The sequence below is a fragment of the Vibrio sp. 16 genome (assembly GCF_963681195.1).
In the GTDB taxonomy this organism is placed as follows: Bacteria; Pseudomonadota; Gammaproteobacteria; order Enterobacterales; family Vibrionaceae; genus Vibrio; species Vibrio sinaloensis_D.
The window spans coordinates 1,957,491-1,974,403 of record NZ_OY808997.1 but is presented as its reverse complement, the minus strand read 5'-3'; the positions used below and the strand labels follow the sequence as shown (position 1 = coordinate 1,974,403).

The 16,913-nt window shown below is 46.8% G+C and carries 12 protein-coding genes; 7 read left to right on the top strand and 5 right to left on the bottom strand.

All coding sequences use genetic code 11. The annotated features are described in order from the left end of the window. The first annotated feature begins 139 nt into the window (after positions 1-139). The gene (locus U9J37_RS08880; RefSeq protein WP_005472915.1) at positions 140-1,780 is read left to right on the top strand and encodes a CTP synthase; all 1,641 of its coding nucleotides are present in this window, start codon (positions 140-142) and stop codon (positions 1,778-1,780) included. 77 nt (positions 1,781-1,857) lie between these two features. Next, complete coding sequence (gene eno / locus U9J37_RS08875; protein ID WP_322413800.1) at positions 1,858-3,156, top strand: phosphopyruvate hydratase; 1,299 nt, start codon at positions 1,858-1,860, stop codon at positions 3,154-3,156. A 347-nt stretch (positions 3,157-3,503) separates the two neighbouring features. Here eno and U9J37_RS08870 read toward each other — a convergent pair whose 3' ends face one another. After that, complete coding sequence (locus tag U9J37_RS08870) at positions 3,504-4,715, bottom strand: multifunctional CCA addition/repair protein (RefSeq protein ID WP_043887058.1); 1,212 nt, start codon at positions 4,713-4,715, stop codon at positions 3,504-3,506. A 90-nt stretch (positions 4,716-4,805) separates the two neighbouring features. Between U9J37_RS08870 and U9J37_RS08865 the strand changes: the two genes are divergently transcribed. Next, a complete protein-coding gene (locus U9J37_RS08865; protein WP_322413799.1) occupies positions 4,806-6,416 on the top strand; it encodes an ExeA family protein in 1,611 nt (536 codons plus the stop codon). Continuing rightward, positions 6,416-7,183: a general secretion pathway protein GspB gene (locus U9J37_RS08860; RefSeq protein WP_322413798.1), complete on the top strand. Its 768-nt coding sequence runs from the start codon at positions 6,416-6,418 to the stop codon at positions 7,181-7,183. The genes U9J37_RS08865 and U9J37_RS08860 overlap by 1 nt, the downstream gene beginning before the upstream one ends. 48 nt (positions 7,184-7,231) lie before the next feature. On the opposite strand, the gene U9J37_RS08855 is transcribed toward U9J37_RS08860, so the two are convergent. The 3 genes from U9J37_RS08855 to U9J37_RS08845 all read right to left on the bottom strand — a co-directional run bounded on the left by U9J37_RS08855 (position 7,232) and on the right by U9J37_RS08845 (position 10,070). After that, positions 7,232-7,843 (bottom strand): TIGR04211 family SH3 domain-containing protein, encoded by a 612-nt coding sequence (locus U9J37_RS08855; RefSeq protein WP_005472810.1) that lies wholly within the window; start codon positions 7,841-7,843, stop codon positions 7,232-7,234. 155 nt (positions 7,844-7,998) lie between these two features. Then, entirely contained in the window at positions 7,999-9,258 is a 1,260-nt protein-coding gene (locus tag U9J37_RS08850; protein ID WP_005472876.1) for an inorganic phosphate transporter, read from the bottom strand. Positions 9,259-9,389: 131 nt separating this feature from the next. Next, positions 9,390-10,070, bottom strand: coding sequence for a TIGR00153 family protein (locus tag U9J37_RS08845; protein ID WP_038140729.1), 681 nt, complete (start codon positions 10,068-10,070; stop codon positions 9,390-9,392). Between the two features lie 204 nt (positions 10,071-10,274). Between U9J37_RS08845 and U9J37_RS08840 the strand changes: the two genes are divergently transcribed. Further along, positions 10,275-11,792: a CYTH and CHAD domain-containing protein gene (locus U9J37_RS08840; RefSeq protein WP_005472924.1), complete on the top strand. Its 1,518-nt coding sequence runs from the start codon at positions 10,275-10,277 to the stop codon at positions 11,790-11,792. A 21-nt stretch (positions 11,793-11,813) separates the two neighbouring features. Here the strand turns inward: U9J37_RS08840 and U9J37_RS08835 are convergent, their stop codons facing one another. After that, entirely contained in the window at positions 11,814-12,572 is a 759-nt protein-coding gene (locus tag U9J37_RS08835; RefSeq protein WP_005472897.1) for a potassium channel family protein, read from the bottom strand. A 111-nt stretch (positions 12,573-12,683) separates the two neighbouring features. On the opposite strand from U9J37_RS08835, the gene U9J37_RS08830 reads away from it, so the two are divergent. Together U9J37_RS08830 and glnE are read left to right on the top strand one after the other, a co-directional pair. Then, positions 12,684-13,940, top strand: a complete 1,257-nt coding sequence (locus U9J37_RS08830; protein WP_005472918.1) for a methyl-accepting chemotaxis protein — start codon at positions 12,684-12,686, stop codon at positions 13,938-13,940. Between the two features lie 160 nt (positions 13,941-14,100). After that, positions 14,101-16,899 (top strand): bifunctional [glutamate--ammonia ligase]-adenylyl-L-tyrosine phosphorylase/[glutamate--ammonia-ligase] adenylyltransferase, encoded by a 2,799-nt coding sequence (glnE, locus tag U9J37_RS08825; protein WP_232280828.1) that lies wholly within the window; start codon positions 14,101-14,103, stop codon positions 16,897-16,899. The last annotated feature ends 14 nt before the right edge of the window (positions 16,900-16,913 follow it).

The following is a 16,913-nucleotide window of genomic DNA, read 5'->3' as shown; positions in this document are numbered from 1 at the left end:
ATGCAGTTTGATTTGAAGCAAAAAATAAAAAATTGCAGTGTGATAGATTTCACGTTGTGGCGGTTAAGGGCTTCTGGTATATTTATATCCCGTCCAGAAGAAATCCATTTTCCCTCATTCAACCAATTTCAGGTTAAACATGACGACAAATTACATTTTTGTTACTGGCGGGGTTGTATCCTCTCTAGGTAAAGGTATTGCAGCAGCATCTCTTGCGGCTATTCTAGAAGCTCGTGGTCTTAAAGTGACCATGATGAAGCTTGACCCTTACATTAACGTTGACCCAGGCACTATGAGCCCAACTCAACACGGTGAGGTGTTCGTCACGGAAGATGGCGCTGAAACTGACCTTGACCTTGGTCACTACGAGCGATTCATTCGCACCAAGATGACTAAGCGCAACAACTTCACTGCAGGTCGTGTTTACGCTGACGTTCTACGTAAAGAGCGTCGTGGTGATTACCTAGGTGCAACCATTCAGGTTATCCCACACATCACTAACGCTATCAAAGATCGCGTGATCGCTGGCTCTGAAGGCCACGACGTAGCTATCGTTGAAGTCGGTGGTACGGTTGGTGATATCGAATCTCTACCATTTATGGAAGCTATCCGTCAGCTAGCTGTAGAACTTGGCCGTGAGCGCGCTATGTTCATGCACCTGACACTGGTTCCTTACCTTGCCGCAGCAGGTGAAGTGAAAACTAAGCCGACGCAACACTCTGTAAAAGAGCTGCTGTCTATCGGTATCCAACCAGATATTCTTGTTTGTCGCTCTGACCGCATGATCCCAGCGAACGAGCGTAAGAAGATCGCGCTTTTCTGTAACGTACAAGAAAAAGCGGTTATCTCGATGAAGGACGTAGATTCAATCTACAAGATCCCTCAACTCATCAAATCTCAAGGTTTAGACGATCTAGTATGTTCTCGCTTTGGCATTACTGCTCCTGAAGCAGATCTGTCAGAATGGGAACAAGTTATCTACGAAGAAGCGAACCCAACCGCTGAAGTGACTATCGGTATGGTTGGTAAGTACATCGAACTTCCAGATGCTTACAAATCAGTAAACGAAGCGCTTAAGCACGCAGGTCTTAAGAACCGTCTAAGCGTTAAGATTAAGTACGTTGATTCTCAAGATGTAGAGAGCAAAGGCGACGAAGCACTTGCAGGTCTTGACGCAATCCTAGTTCCAGGTGGCTTCGGCGATCGTGGTGTGGAAGGCAAGATCATGGCGGCGAAATACGCTCGTGAGAACAAAGTCCCTTACCTTGGCATCTGTCTAGGCATGCAAGTAGCACTGATCGAATACGCGCGCAACGTTGCGGGTATGGAAGGTGCTCACTCAACAGAATTTAACAAAGAGACGAAGTACCCAGTGGTTGGTCTAATCACTGAGTGGGTTGATGGCGAAGGTAACGTTGAAGAACGTACCGAGAAGTCAGATCTTGGTGGTACTATGCGTCTTGGTTCACAGCTATGTCACCTAGAGAAAGGAACGAAAGCTCGTGAACTATACGGTAGCGCGACAATTCATGAGCGCCACCGCCACCGTTACGAAGTGAACAACAACCTTCGTCCGCAGATTGAAAAAGCAGGCCTGAAAGTATCGGGTCTATCTGCAGACAAGAAACTGGTAGAAGTGATTGAGAACCCAGCTCACCCTTGGTTTGTAGCGGCTCAGTTCCACCCAGAGTTCACTTCAACACCTCGCGATGGTCACCCACTGTTTGCAGGTTTCGTGAAAGCGGCTGGTGAATACCAACGCGGCGAATTAGAGAAGTAAAGGATACGGGCAGTAGCGTTAGTTGTGCTGCTGCCCTTAATTTTGACATTATATATTCAACGAGAAGGAAACATTCAATGTCTAAGATCGTTAAAGTTCTAGGTCGTGAAATCATCGATTCACGTGGTAACCCAACTGTAGAAGCTGAAGTACACCTAGAAGGCGGTTTCGTAGGTATGGCTGCTGCTCCATCTGGCGCATCAACTGGTTCACGTGAAGCTCTTGAGCTACGTGACGGCGACAAAGCTCGTTTCCTAGGTAAAGGTGTTCTTAAAGCTGTTGAAGCTGTAAACGGCGAAATCGCTGAAGCTCTAGTTGGTAAAGACGCTAAAGACCAAGCTGCAATCGACGCTATCATGATCGAGCTAGACGGTACTGAAAACAAATCTAAGTTCGGTGCTAATGCAATCCTAGCGGTTTCTCTAGCTAACGCTAAAGCAGCAGCAGCAGCTAAAGGCATGCCTCTATACGAGCACATCGCTGAACTAAACGGTACTGCTGGTCAGTTCTCTATGCCTCTACCAATGATGAACATCATCAACGGTGGTGAGCACGCAGACAACAACGTTGACATCCAAGAGTTCATGATCCAACCAGTTGGCGCTAAGACTCTTAAAGAAGGTCTACGTATCGGTGCAGAAGTATTCCACAACCTAGCTAAAGTTCTTAAGTCTAAAGGCTACAGCACAGCAGTTGGTGACGAAGGTGGTTTCGCTCCTAACCTTAAATCTAACGCTGAAGCTCTAGAAGTTATCGCAGAAGCTGTTGCTGCTGCTGGTTACGAACTAGGTAAAGACGTAACTCTAGCTATGGACTGTGCTGCATCTGAGTTCTTCGACAAAGAAGCTGGCATCTACAACATGAAGGGCGAAGGTAAAACTTTCACTTCTGAAGAGTTCAACCACTACCTAGCTGAGCTAGCTAACCAATTCCCAATCGTTTCTATCGAAGATGGTCTAGACGAGTCTGATTGGGCTGGCTTCAAGCACCAAACTGAACTACTAGGTGACAAGCTTCAACTAGTAGGTGACAATCTATTCGTTACTAACACTAAGATTCTTGCTGAAGGTATCGAGAAAGGCGTAGCTAACTCTATCCTTATCAAGTTCAACCAAATCGGTTCTCTAACTGAGACTCTAGCTGCAATCAAGATGGCTAAAGACGCAGGTTACACAGCAGTAATCTCTCACCGTTCTGGCGAAACTGAAGATGCAACTATCGCTGACCTAGCGGTAGGTACAGCTGCAGGTCAAATCAAGACAGGTTCTATGAGCCGTTCTGACCGTGTTGCTAAGTACAACCAACTTATCCGTATCGAAGAAGCTCTAGGCGCTAAAGCTCCTTTCAACGGTCTAAAAGAAGTTAAAGGTCAATAATTCATATCGAATTATTAGCTTAAAGCTTTAATGAATGCCTCACTTTTAAGTGGGGCATTTTGCGTTTAAGGCTCTAAGAGCTTTTAGAGCTCAGAGAACGATGAGCCGTTCTGACCGTGTTGCTGCTATACCTAAAAGAAAGCAACCAATTAATCCGTATCGAAGAAGCTCTAGGTGCTAAAGCTCCTTCTTTTTACAACGAAAGCGGTCTTAAAGAAGTTAAAGGTCAAGCTTAATTCTTAGTTGAATTTAGCTGATTGAAGCTTTAAAAAAAACGCCTCCGATTTCGGAGGCGTTTTTGTTTGTGTTATTCCTTAGAGCGACGGTGGGGAGGGGAGGGAATCTCCTTAAGCCTCTCGAATGGCCTCTATTCTACGCTTTTCCATCTCAATGCGGATATCCGCACCTTTAAAGCCATCTTTGATAATGTCTTGCACATTCACAGTCAAAGCCGCTTTGTAAGCTTGCTCAAAAATCGCCTTCTGAGGATAGTCGATGCTTTCGAAGCCGGTTCGACCACGGCTGTCTGCCATACAGCAAATCAGGATGTCTTGTAAGCGATCCGGTTTACGCCACACATCGAACTTATTGAGCACCTTGAGCTTAGTCTCAGGGCGAAGCTCGGCTGCGCGATGAATATTGGAGTGTTGCTCACAGACCATTAAAGCTAAATCACGATACTCATTGGGTACACGCACACGGTCACAGAGTTTCTTGATCAGCTTTAGACCAGTGTGGCAGTGCATTTTATGGCTTGGCCATTCGGATTCTGGTGTGACTCCTTTTCCTAAGTCGTGGACTTGAGCTGCAAAACGCACTGGTAGGGAATCACTCAAAAAGGCTGCTTGCTCGGCAACCATCAAGGTATGAATACCTGTGTCGATCTCAGGGTGCCATTTCTCAGGTTGAGGGACTCCAAATAGGGCGTCTAGTTCAGGAAGTACGACTGTTAAGGCGTCACAGGTTTTGAGTACTTGAAGGAAAATATGGGGACTTTGGGTTGAAAGGGATTTATGCCATTCCTGCCAAACACGCTCCGGAGTGAGGTGTTCAAGCTCGCCTGATTGGGCAATTTTTCTCATTAATTCAATCGTTTCTTCGGCGACAGTAAAGCCTAAATGCGCCAACTTTGCAGCAAAGCGAGCAACACGCAGAACGCGTAAAGGATCTTCGGTAAAGGCCTCTGAAACGTGGCGTAAAAGGCGATCTTGGAGATCTTGTTGGCCATTGTAAGGATCAATGATCTTACCGCTTGGATCTTGTGCCATCGCGTTAATCGTTAGGTCTCGGCGAAGCAAATCTTCCTCGAGAGTGACATCCTGTGCAAAGTAGCATTCAAATCCCGTATAGCCAGCACCTATTTTTCGCTCAGTACGTGCTAGCGCGTGTTCTTCTTTGGTTTTGGGGTGAAGAAATACGGGGAACTCTTTCCCAACCGTAGTAAAGCCTTGTTCGAGCATCTGTTCTGGTGTCGAGCCGACGACGACCCAATCTCTATCATAAACGTCGATATTCAGCAGTTGATCGCGAACTGCCCCACCTACAAGGTATCTTTGCACTAAAGCCTCTCTCATTTCTTAACATTGCCATTGGCTATTGTTGCCTGCAATGGTACTTTTCTTATCACTAAATTCCCAGAGACGAGAAGCATGTATAAGCAACATTTTGGATTTACGGAACTGCCTTTTTCAATCGTTCCGAATTCTCGTTTTCTTTTCCAAAGCCAACGGCATAAAGAAGCGATCACTCGCTTGAATGCAGGGCTAGGAGAGGGCGGAGGTTTTGCCATGCTGACTGGTGAGGTCGGTACGGGTAAAACGACCGTCGCAAGAGCGATGCTTCGTGCTCTAGACGATAATATTCAAGCGGGGTTAATCCTTAACCCGACGTTTTCGAACAGTGAGCTACTTGAAGCGATTTGTGATGAATTTGCTCTGGATTACCCTCAAGACGCCTCCCTAAAACAGCTTAGCCAAACGATTCATCAATTCCTACTTGGTAGCTACGCAAATGGAATGCAAACGCTACTGGTGATTGATGAAGCCCAGCATTTATCGGCGGAAGTGCTCGAGCAACTTAGGCTGCTCACTAACCTTGAGACAGAAAGTCAAAAACTGCTTAAGGTGTTATTGATTGGTCAGCCTGAACTGCAACAGAAGCTGCAAATGCCCCAGCTTAGGCAGTTAGCACAACGAATCACAGGTCGTTACCACCTACTGCCATTGAATGAAAAAGAAACGGCTGAGTATATACGTTTTCGATTAGAGTTTGCTGGTGGTCAGCGTGAACTCTTCACCAGTAAATCGCTTAAGCTGATTGCGAATCAAACGCTTGGTATTCCTCGTTTGATCAATCTCGTTTGTGATGCGGCTTTAAAACAGGCATACAGTGTCGGCGAATCTGCACCCTCTCATTCGACGGCGCAGCTCGCGTGCCAAGAGGTGATGAGTTTTCAAACGTCGTTTCATCGCCCAGAGCAGCAGGTTCAGAGTAAACCCCGCTACTTTCACTATGCTGTAGCAGCCAGCCTTGGGGTGCTGATAGCTGGTGCGAGTTACTTCTATGTCCCTAAGTTAGCTGACGATGCGATTGTTCAACAGGTTGAACTGCGCTACCCCGCTGTTGAGCCGACAATTGTCACAAGAACGGTATTTCCTGCTGAGCTGGCATCACAGTTGTTCGAATCAGATAGCTTAGAGCAAGGGATGGCGACGCTGTATCAGGTTTGGGGATACCAAGCGTCGATGTTGGATAAGCTGTGCTTAGCGGACAGCGAAAATGCGTTTCAGTGTCTCAGGTTGAACGGAGATGTGCTGGCTCTGCGTCGCCACAATGCTCCGGTATTGCTCACTCTCAATAAAGATGGGCGCCAGAGTTACGCTGTGCTTCACTCCCTTGATCAAGCGAATGCTCGTTTGTTAGTGGGGGAGCGCAACATCGAGTTACCGCTCACTCAGCTTAAGGCAATCTGGTCGGGAGAGTATCGACAAATCTGGCGTAAATATTGGGGGGGATCCTTGAAGCCAGGTATGCAAGGAGAGCCTGTGGCGCTGTTGGATCGCCATTTGTCGATGTTGCTTGGAAAACCACGTACAGGAAGTGACCGCTATGACTCTGCCTTGCAAGAAAAAGTGAAGTTGTTTCAACGTTGGCAGGGGTTATCCGTTGATGGTATTGCAGGGAAAAACACCCTGCAGCGTCTAGAAGAAATGGTGCGAGAAGGCGTCCCCTCTCTGACCGATAATGAGGAGTCGGCATAATGTCTAGTGTACTTAAAGCGCTCGACTTATCGGAGCAAAGTCATCAAGCGACGCAGCAGGGAGGTGTCTATCCAAACTTGTTGAATCGCCCCCAAGAGGTGAAAGCTAGCAAATCGGCTATCGTGGCGTTGGTGTGTTTGCCCGCTCTATTGACGGCTGCTTACGGCATTTATGAAAGCTATCAAGACAAAGTGTCGTCAAGGGCCAACGACAATCAACATCAGGTGATTCAAGTCGATACGCCTTTCGAATACGCTGAGTTGCCCTACCCAGAGTTCACCAATCTTACCCCAACGTATGATGTTCAGATTGCAGAAGTGATCAACGTCCCCGAGCCAGTGCGTGAGACACCTTCTCCGAGCTTTGATAAAACAGAAGTTACGCCGGACATCTCTGAGCCACTTAAACAAGAAAAATCTTTATTGGGGAATCTCGATTTATCTGAGTTATCCCCAGAGCTAGCAATGCGAATTGAAAACGCATTGGGAGAGGAGACTGATTTAGAAGCGCCGTCGTCCAGCCAAGTTTCAAATTTGGCGCAACAAGGGGAAAAGTGGCAAGGTCGTTTACCTGCTCTGAACTTCCAAACACACGTCTATTCAAGTAATAAAACCAAGCGCTGGGTCAAAGTAAATGGAACCGAATATAACCAAGGAGATTGGATTACGGATCGGATTCAAGTGGAGCGAATCGATCAGAATAGCTGTTTGATTCGATTTGATGGCGAAAGTATCGAAGTACCAGCGCTGTACGATTGGCAAGGCTAAAAGAAGAGAGAAACTAAAAAGGTCGCGTTAGCGACCTTTTCTTTTTGATTATGCCCAGCCGGATGGGGAGCGTTTCTTACGCGGGATAATATGAGGCAAGATTAAGCCAAACAGCAAGCCCAAACCAGCTACACCACCGCCATACATAAAGTACTTAAGTAATAAGTCATCTTTCTGAGTATCCAGTTTAGCGCGTAGGCTACGAACTTCTTCTTGTGCCGAAGAGAGTTGTTGGCTCATGTCGGTGTAGCTTTGTTCCAACTCAGCGATACGACGATTACTGGTTTCTAAAGAATCAACAAGTCCTGCTTTCTCTTGATCAGACGTAGAGCGAGCATTCGCAAGTCTTTCTTTGGTTTCTGCTAGCTCTTTTTCAAGTTTAGGTAGACGCAGTGCCATACTTTCTTGGCTGGTGACAAACTTGCTTTCAACCCAACCTTTTCTGCCTCGGTCATCTTGGATTTGGCTGTAGCCTGTTGCTCGGTCGGTAGACAAAAGTTTTACTTTATCACCGGCATCGATACTACCAATAATACGGTATTGGTTGCTTGGGCCAGAGTGCATGTAAGTAAAAAGCTTATCCGCAATGTATCGGTCTTGAGCGAGCGCTGCGGGCGCGGCGACGAGAGTGGCTAAAACTAACAGAACCAGTTTTTTCACGATAAATCCTTTAACAGTCTTATTGTCTATATCTTGCTAACTCGAAATAGTAAGTAGTTTCTTTAGTGACTGCAACAAAGAAGGGAGGCTAAGCCTCCCTTTCTGTGTATTTGAGTCAATAATGACAGTGCGTTAACACATCATTGACGCGTTGGTTAAACGAACATCGCTTGGATAGCGTAGAAGAACACAACCGCCAATAGTGCGCCAGCAGGTAGAGTCACGATCCAAGATGCAACGATGTTACGTACTACACCTAGGTTCAGTGCTGCAATACCACGAGCAAAACCAACACCTAGAACCGCACCAACCAGAGTTTGAGTGGTTGAGATCGGTAGACCTGTACCTGACGCAAGAACAACAGTACATGCTGTTGCAAGCTGAGCGGCGAAACCGCGGCTTGGTGTCAATTCTGTAATACCCGTACCAACGGTTGCCATCACTTTGTGGCCAAGCGTCGCTAGACCAACCACGATACCGAAACCGCCTAGAGGAAGAATCCACCATGCAATGGTGCTTTTACCTGTGATTTCACCCATGTGCTCTACCGTTGAAACTACAGCAGACAGTGGACCAATCGCATTAGCAACGTCGTTTGAACCATGAGCAAATGCCATCGCACACGCAGTGATTACCATGAGAACACTGAAGATACCTTCAACACCGGCAAAACCGTGGTCATCTTCGCGGCTTGCGAATTTCTTCTGAATGTAGAAGTAACCGCCAGCCATCACTAGCGCAGAAACGCCCGCAGCCCACATCCAAGCTTCACCGTTCGTTAAGTGAAGACCAACGTGCTTGAGACCTTTCTTAATCGTAACCAGTGCAATTACCATGGTCGTAATGAACATGTACACAGGAACAAAGCGCTTTGCGTTAAACAGTGGCTTTTCAGTATCAAAGATCAGGCGCTGTGCGCTGACGAAGATAACGTACGCGAAGAAGCCAGAGATAACTGGGGTAATGATCCAGCTACCAACAATGCCTTGAACTGAGCCCCAGTCAACGGCTTCCGTACCCACAGATACACATGCAAAACCGATGATTGCACCGATGATTGAGTGAGTGGTAGACACTGGCCAGCCCATGTATGACGCTAGCAAGAGCCATGTACCTGCTGCTAGTAGCGCAGACATCATGCCGTAGACAAGAACATCTGGTTGAGATGCGAAGAGTGACGTTTCGATTACGCCTTTACGGATAGTGTCGGTTACTTCACCGCCTGCAAGGTATGCACCCGCAAATTCAAAGATCATTGCGATAATGATCGCTTGTTTCACGGTGAGCGCTTTTGAACCTACTGATGTACCCATCGCATTGGCAACATCGTTTGCGCCAATACCAATCGCCATCAGAAAACCGAAAGCTGCTGCAATAATAATCAGGACAGTGCCGTAGTTCGCAAGGATATCCATCGTAATACCTAGTTGTTGATAACAAGCGGAGCAAATTAGGCACGAAAAAGCCCCTTCGGCGCGTCAGTATTTATCGCCTAATTAAGGGGAGTGCTATTAAGATGCTCTTCGTTATTTAGTTAACGTATGATTTATGAGCGAGACAACATTAGCTCAAGACGCGCACCAACACGTTGCGCCTGATCAGCTATGCCACCTACCCATTCTAAAATTTTATAAAGGAACATCACATCGATAGGATTCATATCCTGCTCAATCTCCATCAATTGTTGACGAAGTTGGATCTGCATCGCATCGGTGTCATCTTCGATTACATCTAGTTGGTGGATCATTTCAGCCACAAGTGTTACTTCGCGACCTTTGAATCCAGTTTCTAATAACTCATCGAGCTCATTGATGACTTTTTGCGCTTGATTTGCTGCATCGAGACAACGTTTCACATACGCAAGGAAGTTTTCTTGAAGTGGCCCAGGAATAGTCAATTGACGACCGTAAACTCGGCCTGCAATGTCTTTCGCTAGGTTTGCCAGTTTGTCTTGCTGTGTAAGTAGCTCCAGCATATCGCTACGGTCAACAGGCATAAACAAACCGCGAGGAAGTTTAAGGCGAATTTCGCGCTTGAGCACGTCGGCTTCTTTCTCTAGATGAGAGATCTGAGCGCGAATTTCTGATGCTTTCTCCCAGTCACCCTTTGAACTGACTTCAAAGAAGTTAACTAGGTGAGAACAACATTCGTTCACACAGACGACGTGGCGTTGCAAAGGTTTAATCGGGGACTTTGCAAATAACCCCATAATTGTATTTACTGGCATGGTCATTCAACCTAATTAATATAACCTAAAAATAACATACACCCTTTACGGCGAAATGTTGAGCGATGGCTATAAAGGCGCGCATGGTAACGCATTAAATCACTCATTAAAACTGTTTTAGATCATCATTCCTGCGATATTTCTTTCTTGCCGAGTAAGAAAATTGGCAATATCCTGTCTCTATCTGCTTTGAAAGGTATAACTATGGAAACCGAGATAGAACTGAAGTTTTTTGTTTCTCCTGATTTTTCAGAGACTTTGCGTCAAAAAATATCTGAAACTAAAGTGCTTCAGCACAGCTGTCGAGAACTTGGCAATACTTACTTTGATACGCCAGATAACTGGTTACGTCGCCATGATATCGGTATGCGAATTCGTCGTTTTGATGATGTATTCGTGCAAACGGTCAAGACGGCAGGGAGAGTCGTCGCAGGTCTTCATCAAAGACCTGAATACAATGCTGAGCACACCAGTAACGAGCCCGATTTAACGTTACATCCTGACGACATCTGGCCTGCAGGCAAAGATGTCTCCGTGCTTCAATCTGAATTGATGCCTCTTTTTTCTACTAACTTCACGCGTGAGCAGTGGCTAATTGGCATGCCTGATGGTAGCCAAGTGGAAGTTGCTTTTGACCAAGGAAAAGTAGAAGCCAATGGTGAAGAAGACCCAATTTGTGAAGTAGAGCTTGAGCTGAAATCGGGTCAAACCGATGCGCTGTTTACTCTGGCGCGCAACTTCTGCGAACACGGTGGTATGCGCTTAGGCAACTTAAGCAAAGCGGCCAAAGGCTATCGACTCGCAACAGGCTATACCGGTGACGATGTTAAGCCGCTTACGCTAGTGAGCACCGACAAACGAGATAGTGTGGAAGCGTGCTTCATTAATTCGTTAGAACATGCGCTATCCCATTGGCATTACCACGAGCAAATTTACTCAGAGCGTGAGTCCATAGAAGCGCTGCATGAGATAAAAAACGCCATCAGTTTTATTCGCCAAGTATTAACGGTTTACGGCGGTGTGGTTCCGCGCCGTGCTAGCGCAATATTAAGGCAAGAGCTGAAATGGCTAGAGCAGAGCCTAGAGTGGCTCAACGACTATGATTACTTAGACGATCTGCTGGACGACAAAGGCCATGCGCTGCGAAAACTTGATGCACGCAAGTTCCTTGTCGCGGAACTAAAACTCATTCAAGAACAGTTACCAACCAGAGAAGAGCTACTGGAGTTACTCAACAGCGCCCGTTATACCGGTTTGCTGCTTGACTTGAGTCGTTGGATCTTAACGCGTGGTTGGCAACCTTTCTTGGATGATAAAGCACGCGACAAAATGGCACGTAACATTGAGCACTTTTCCGTTCAGCAGCTGGATCGCACTTGGGCGGAACTGATGGAAGCTTTCCCTCCTGAACGAAGCCTATCGAGTCAAGATTACATTGATCAGCAATACCGATTAATGCGCAACTTGTATACAGGCGTGAGTTTTGCGAGCTTGTTTGATACCGAAGAGCGCAACAGCTTCCGTATGCCTTGGAGTGATTTGCTGCACGGCATCGACGATTTACTCAAGTTGCGTACATTGCAAAAGCTTGTTGAGTCTTTAGAGGGTGATGAGCAGGAGCAACTAGCGCGCTGGGTTGCCCGTCAAGAAAGTTCCATCTTGCATGCAATGGAGCAAACTCGAGTCATCTGTATAGAGACCGAGCCCTATTGGCAAGAGTAACCACCAACATCAACGGGAGCATTACGGCTCCCGTTTGTTTTGCTGCTCAAGGTTGTCTAAGCGGCGAAGAATCTCATTTTGTTTTTCGACAAGCTCTATTAATAGCTTCTCTTTATTTTCTGAACGCGTGGTCTGAACCTTGGAAGGTGAGGTTATCATTGAGGTGACCAGTCCAGAAATCATACCAAATAAGCCTACGCCACAAATGATCAATCCAGCTGCAAGAATTCTTCCCCCATCCGTAACCGGGTAGTGATCGCCGTAACCCACTGTGGAGATAGTCACGAGTGCCCACCACATGGCATCGCCACCATCTTTGATATTGGCGCTGGGCGAATGCCCTTCAATAAACAGCATCATGCTCGAGCCAGCTGTTAGCAAAATGACCATTAAGAGTAGAATCGAGGCTAAGGTCGTTTCATGTTTATTGCGCAGTAGTTGGCGGATGACGTTTCGGCTTGAACGAATCACAAGGACGACACGCAAGATAGAAAACAACCTCGCGTAACGCAGTGGTTCAATCATAGGTAGGCTGGCTAGAAAATCGATCCAGTGGCGTTTCATAAATTGCAGCTTATTTGTAGAGCGGATCAAATCAACACTCAATTGAAGCATAAAAATGCTACAGATAAGAAAGTCTATGCCGATAAGAACTTGTCGAGTTTCTGGCCGCAAAGGAAAAAAGAGTAAGCCAGAGATCACAAATAGCGCCATAAATGACAAGATTAGTGACAGCAAGCTCATCGGTTTTGTATCACTTTTGATAATATCTTTATTCATACGAGGCTCGAAATAAATATTTTGGCGTAACCAGAGAAGAGGTGTTGCTCTGTAAGCCACTCTATTACAACGCGCTAAAAATACAAAATTTGACTTAATGGAGAAGCGACGATGACCAAAATGGCATTTAAACCATGGGAGCGGGTGATTACTGATGTCCGCCTAGTTCCTAAAATGGTCATGCTGATGGTGTTTAGTACCTTACTGATCATTGGTAAACAGCTGTGGGATGCAAGCACCTTTTACGATTCACTTCTTGCTGCAACTCAAAGCACAGCGATTGCCCAAGAGCATTATGACGCTTATCTCGTTCAGGTGGCGTGGCAAACCTGTTTACTCATAGTGGTTTTTGTCGCATTGCTGCTTTTTGCTGCACGCGTTATGTTGCGTCAGACGCAGTACTTAAGTGACTCAATCAAAATCATGGCAAATAAAGACTTATCGGTTCCTATTGAAATGGAATGTAAAGATGAGTACGGCGATGTCGCGCGTGAGCTAGAAAAAACACGTCGTCAGCTGCAAGAGATGATTGCGCTGCAAGTGAGTGCTTCGCAAGAATTGTCTGGTTTGACGGAAGTGATGACCATCAGTATGTCTGAGACCAAAGAATCGGCTCAAGAAGAGTTCAACGAAATTGATCAACTGGCAACGGCGATGAGTGAGATGACTTCGACGGTTCAAACTGTCGCGGGTCACGCGCAAAGTGCGTCTTCATTAACAGAAAACGCTTCGAGCCAAGCACAAACGGGTCAACGATTTGTGCAAGATACCGTACTTAAGATCAGTGAACTTTCAAAAGACATCTCTGCTTCGGCGCAAGCGGTGAATGATGTGGAAGACAGCGTAGGCTCAATTGGTAGTGTTGTTGGAACCATTCAAGGTATTTCTGAGCAGACAAATCTACTGGCGCTAAACGCAGCGATTGAAGCGGCTCGTGCTGGTGAAGCGGGGCGCGGTTTTGCCGTGGTGGCAGATGAAGTTCGCAACCTTGCTCAGCGCACTCAACAAGCCACCGTCGAGATTCAAGAGATGATCTCTCAACTTCAATCGAGCGCAAATTCCGCAGTAGAGCTGATGGAAAAGAGCGTCGTTGAAGCGGCTGAAGGGGTTGAGCTTGTGACCAACGCAGGAAGTGAATTAGATGGAATTGTTGGTCAGGTGAATCAAATCAACGATATGAACTTCCAGATTGCTACCGCTGCTGGTCAACAAAGCAGTGTTGCGGAAGAGATGAATCAGAACCTGACCAATGTTCGTGAGCTTGTTGAAGCCTCGGTTACCGTGGTTTCGGAGCTACTCGAAACCTCTGAGATAATGCAGCAAAATGCCGATGAGCTAGACAAGAAAATCACCTCATTTAAGGTTTAGCTTCTCAAGTTAAATGCAATAAACGCCCACTGGCTACTAGTGGGCGTTTTTTATTGGTATAAAGAGAGAGTTACCACACCCCACGGCTATTTCTAGACAAGGAAGAATCATGCAGCTGCCAGAAAGCCTCACTCAATTTTCCCAACCTGTTATCCAAGCAATGAACGAATCGCAAGCCTTGAACCATTGGTCAGAGTCACAGCTCTCTCAATTGCAATATGTGGCGGGCTTGAGTCAGTTTGTTGGCGAAGCGCTGTCAACGGATGAGGCACTACAACAACAGCTGCCCGAGATGTTAAGCCATGATTCGCGCCATGAGCAGTATCGAGAAAGGCTATCTGCTTTGCTGAGTGAGTGCCATGATGAGATGCAGGGGCATCGAGTGCTAAGGCAGTTTCGCAACCGTGAAATGGTCTACATTGCTTGGCGTGACTTTACGGCATCTTGGGCGTTAGAAGAGAGCTTAGAGCACCTCTCCCAATTGGCTGAAGCGATGATTTTTGAAACCTACCAATGGCAGTATAAACAGTGCTGCGATCTGTGGGGGACGCCGACCAATGAACTCGGTGAAGCGCAGCCAATGTTGATTATTGGCATGGGCAAACTGGGTGGTGGTGAGCTGAACTTCTCATCCGATATTGATTTGATTTTTACCTACCCTGAAAACGGCGAAACCCAAGGTGCTCGACGCAGTATTGCCAACGCACAGTTTTTTACTCGTCTCGGTCAACGCATTATCAAAGCCCTCGATCAGCAAACCTTTGATGGTTTTTGCTATCGCGTCGATATGCGTTTACGCCCATTTGGAGACAGTGGCCCGCTCGTGATGAGTTATGCGGCTCTTGAAGACTACTATCAAGAACAAGGCCGAGACTGGGAGCGCTACGCGATGATCAAAGCGCGCGTCATGGGGCGTGAAATGTACCCAGAGTATCAAGAGCTCCGTCAGATGCTGCGCCCGTTTGTCTTTCGTCGTTACATTGACTTCAGTGCGATTCAATCACTGCGTCGCATGAAATCGATGATCAGCAGCGAAGTGCGCCGTCGTGGGTTAAGCAACAACATAAAATTGGGCGCTGGTGGCATTCGTGAAATCGAATTTATAGCTCAAGTCTTTCAATTGATTCGCGGTGGGCGAGAGCCAAGTTTGCGTCAGCGAGGGTTACTCAATACCCTTGATGCAATAGAAGAGCTCGAGCAGCTAACCGCAGCGGAAACTCAGCAACTACGCAATGCCTATAAATTTTTGCGTCGCCTAGAAAACTTGCTACAAGCAATGGCCGACAAACAAACCCAAACCTTACCTGAAACCGATACAGAGCAACTGCATTTAGCGATTGCGATGGGCTACAGCGATTGGTTAAGCCTTCGTCAAGATATCACTCAACACATGCAAAACGTGCACTCGGTCTTTGCAGATTTAATTGGGGATGATGAAGAAGAGCAACAAGACATCGCCAAACATTTTGTCGAGCTGTGGGATATGGCTGCGAAGAAAGATGTCATTGAGCATATCTTAGAGCATGACATTCAAGCGCAAGAGCCTGCTCAAATGGCCACAACCATTATTCAGTTCAAGCAAGACTTGGCCAAGAAAACGTTGGGGCCACGCGGTCGAGAAGTACTGAATCATCTGATGCCAAAAATCTTCTCAGCTATCTACTCGCACAAAGATGCTCAGTTTGGTTTGCCACGTGTTCTCCACCTTTTGCATCGCATTGTCACTCGCACAACGTATTTAGAACTACTTGATGAGCACAGCGCTGCACTGACTCAGTTAGTGAGGCTGTGTACTGCAAGTCCTATGATTTCGGAGCAGCTTGGGCGTTATCCGATCCTGCTTGATGAGCTGATCGACCCTCAGCAGTTGTATAATCCAGTTCCATTGGAGAGCTACAGAACTGAACTGCGGGATTTTCTAGCTCGTATCCCAGAAGACGATATGGAGCAGCAAATGGAAGCGCTCCGTCAATTTAAGCAGATATGCATTTTGCGAATTGCGGCAGCGGATATCGCTGGTGTGATTCCAGTCATGAAAGTGAGTGACCACTTAACGTATTTGGCAGAAGCGATTGTTGAGTCAGTGGTCGGTCAAGCTTGGCTGCAAATTGCAGAAAAGTATGGCGAGCCAACCCACTTAAAAGACCGAGATGGCAAAGGCTTTGCGGTGATTGGTTATGGCAAAGTCGGAGGCTGGGAGCTCGGTTATAACTCAGACCTTGATATCGTCTTTATGCATGACTGTCCGGTGCATGCGTACACCGACGGCAAGAAAGAAATCGACGGCCGTCAGTTCTACTTACGTTTGGCTCAACGCATCATTCACATATTCTCGACACGAACAGCGTCGGGCATATTGTACGAAGTGGACACTCGCTTACGTCCTTCGGGAGCGGCGGGTTTGTTAGTGAGCCCTACAGAAGCATTCGATGAATATCAGCATAATGAGGCGTGGACATGGGAACATCAGGCTTTGGTTCGTGCTCGCATGATTTACGGCGATGAACCATTACAACAAGCCTTTGCCAAGACGCGCCACGCGGTGCTGACGTTGCCTCGTGAGGAAGCTAAACTCAAGCAAGAGGTGGCAGACATGCGAGTGAAAATGCGTGACCATTTAGGCGGTAAAAAAGCAGGGCGCTTTATGTTGAAGCAAGATCCTGGTGGTATTACTGATGTCGAGTTTCTCGCGCAATATTTGGTTCTGCGCTTTAGCCATGACAAACCCAAGTTAACGCGCTGGAGTGACAATGTGCGAATCTTCGAAACCATGATGTCGCAAGGCGTTCTAGAAGAAGAGCAGGCGATGGCACTCACTCACGCTTACACAACAATGAGAGACCAGATCCATCACAGAAACTTGCTCAACCTCGATGCGGATGTGGCAGAAGACAAACTCGTGCCTGAGCGAGAATGCGTCCAAAAAATTTGGCACGCTTGGTTTGGTACTAACGATTAAACCTAGCCTCCTCA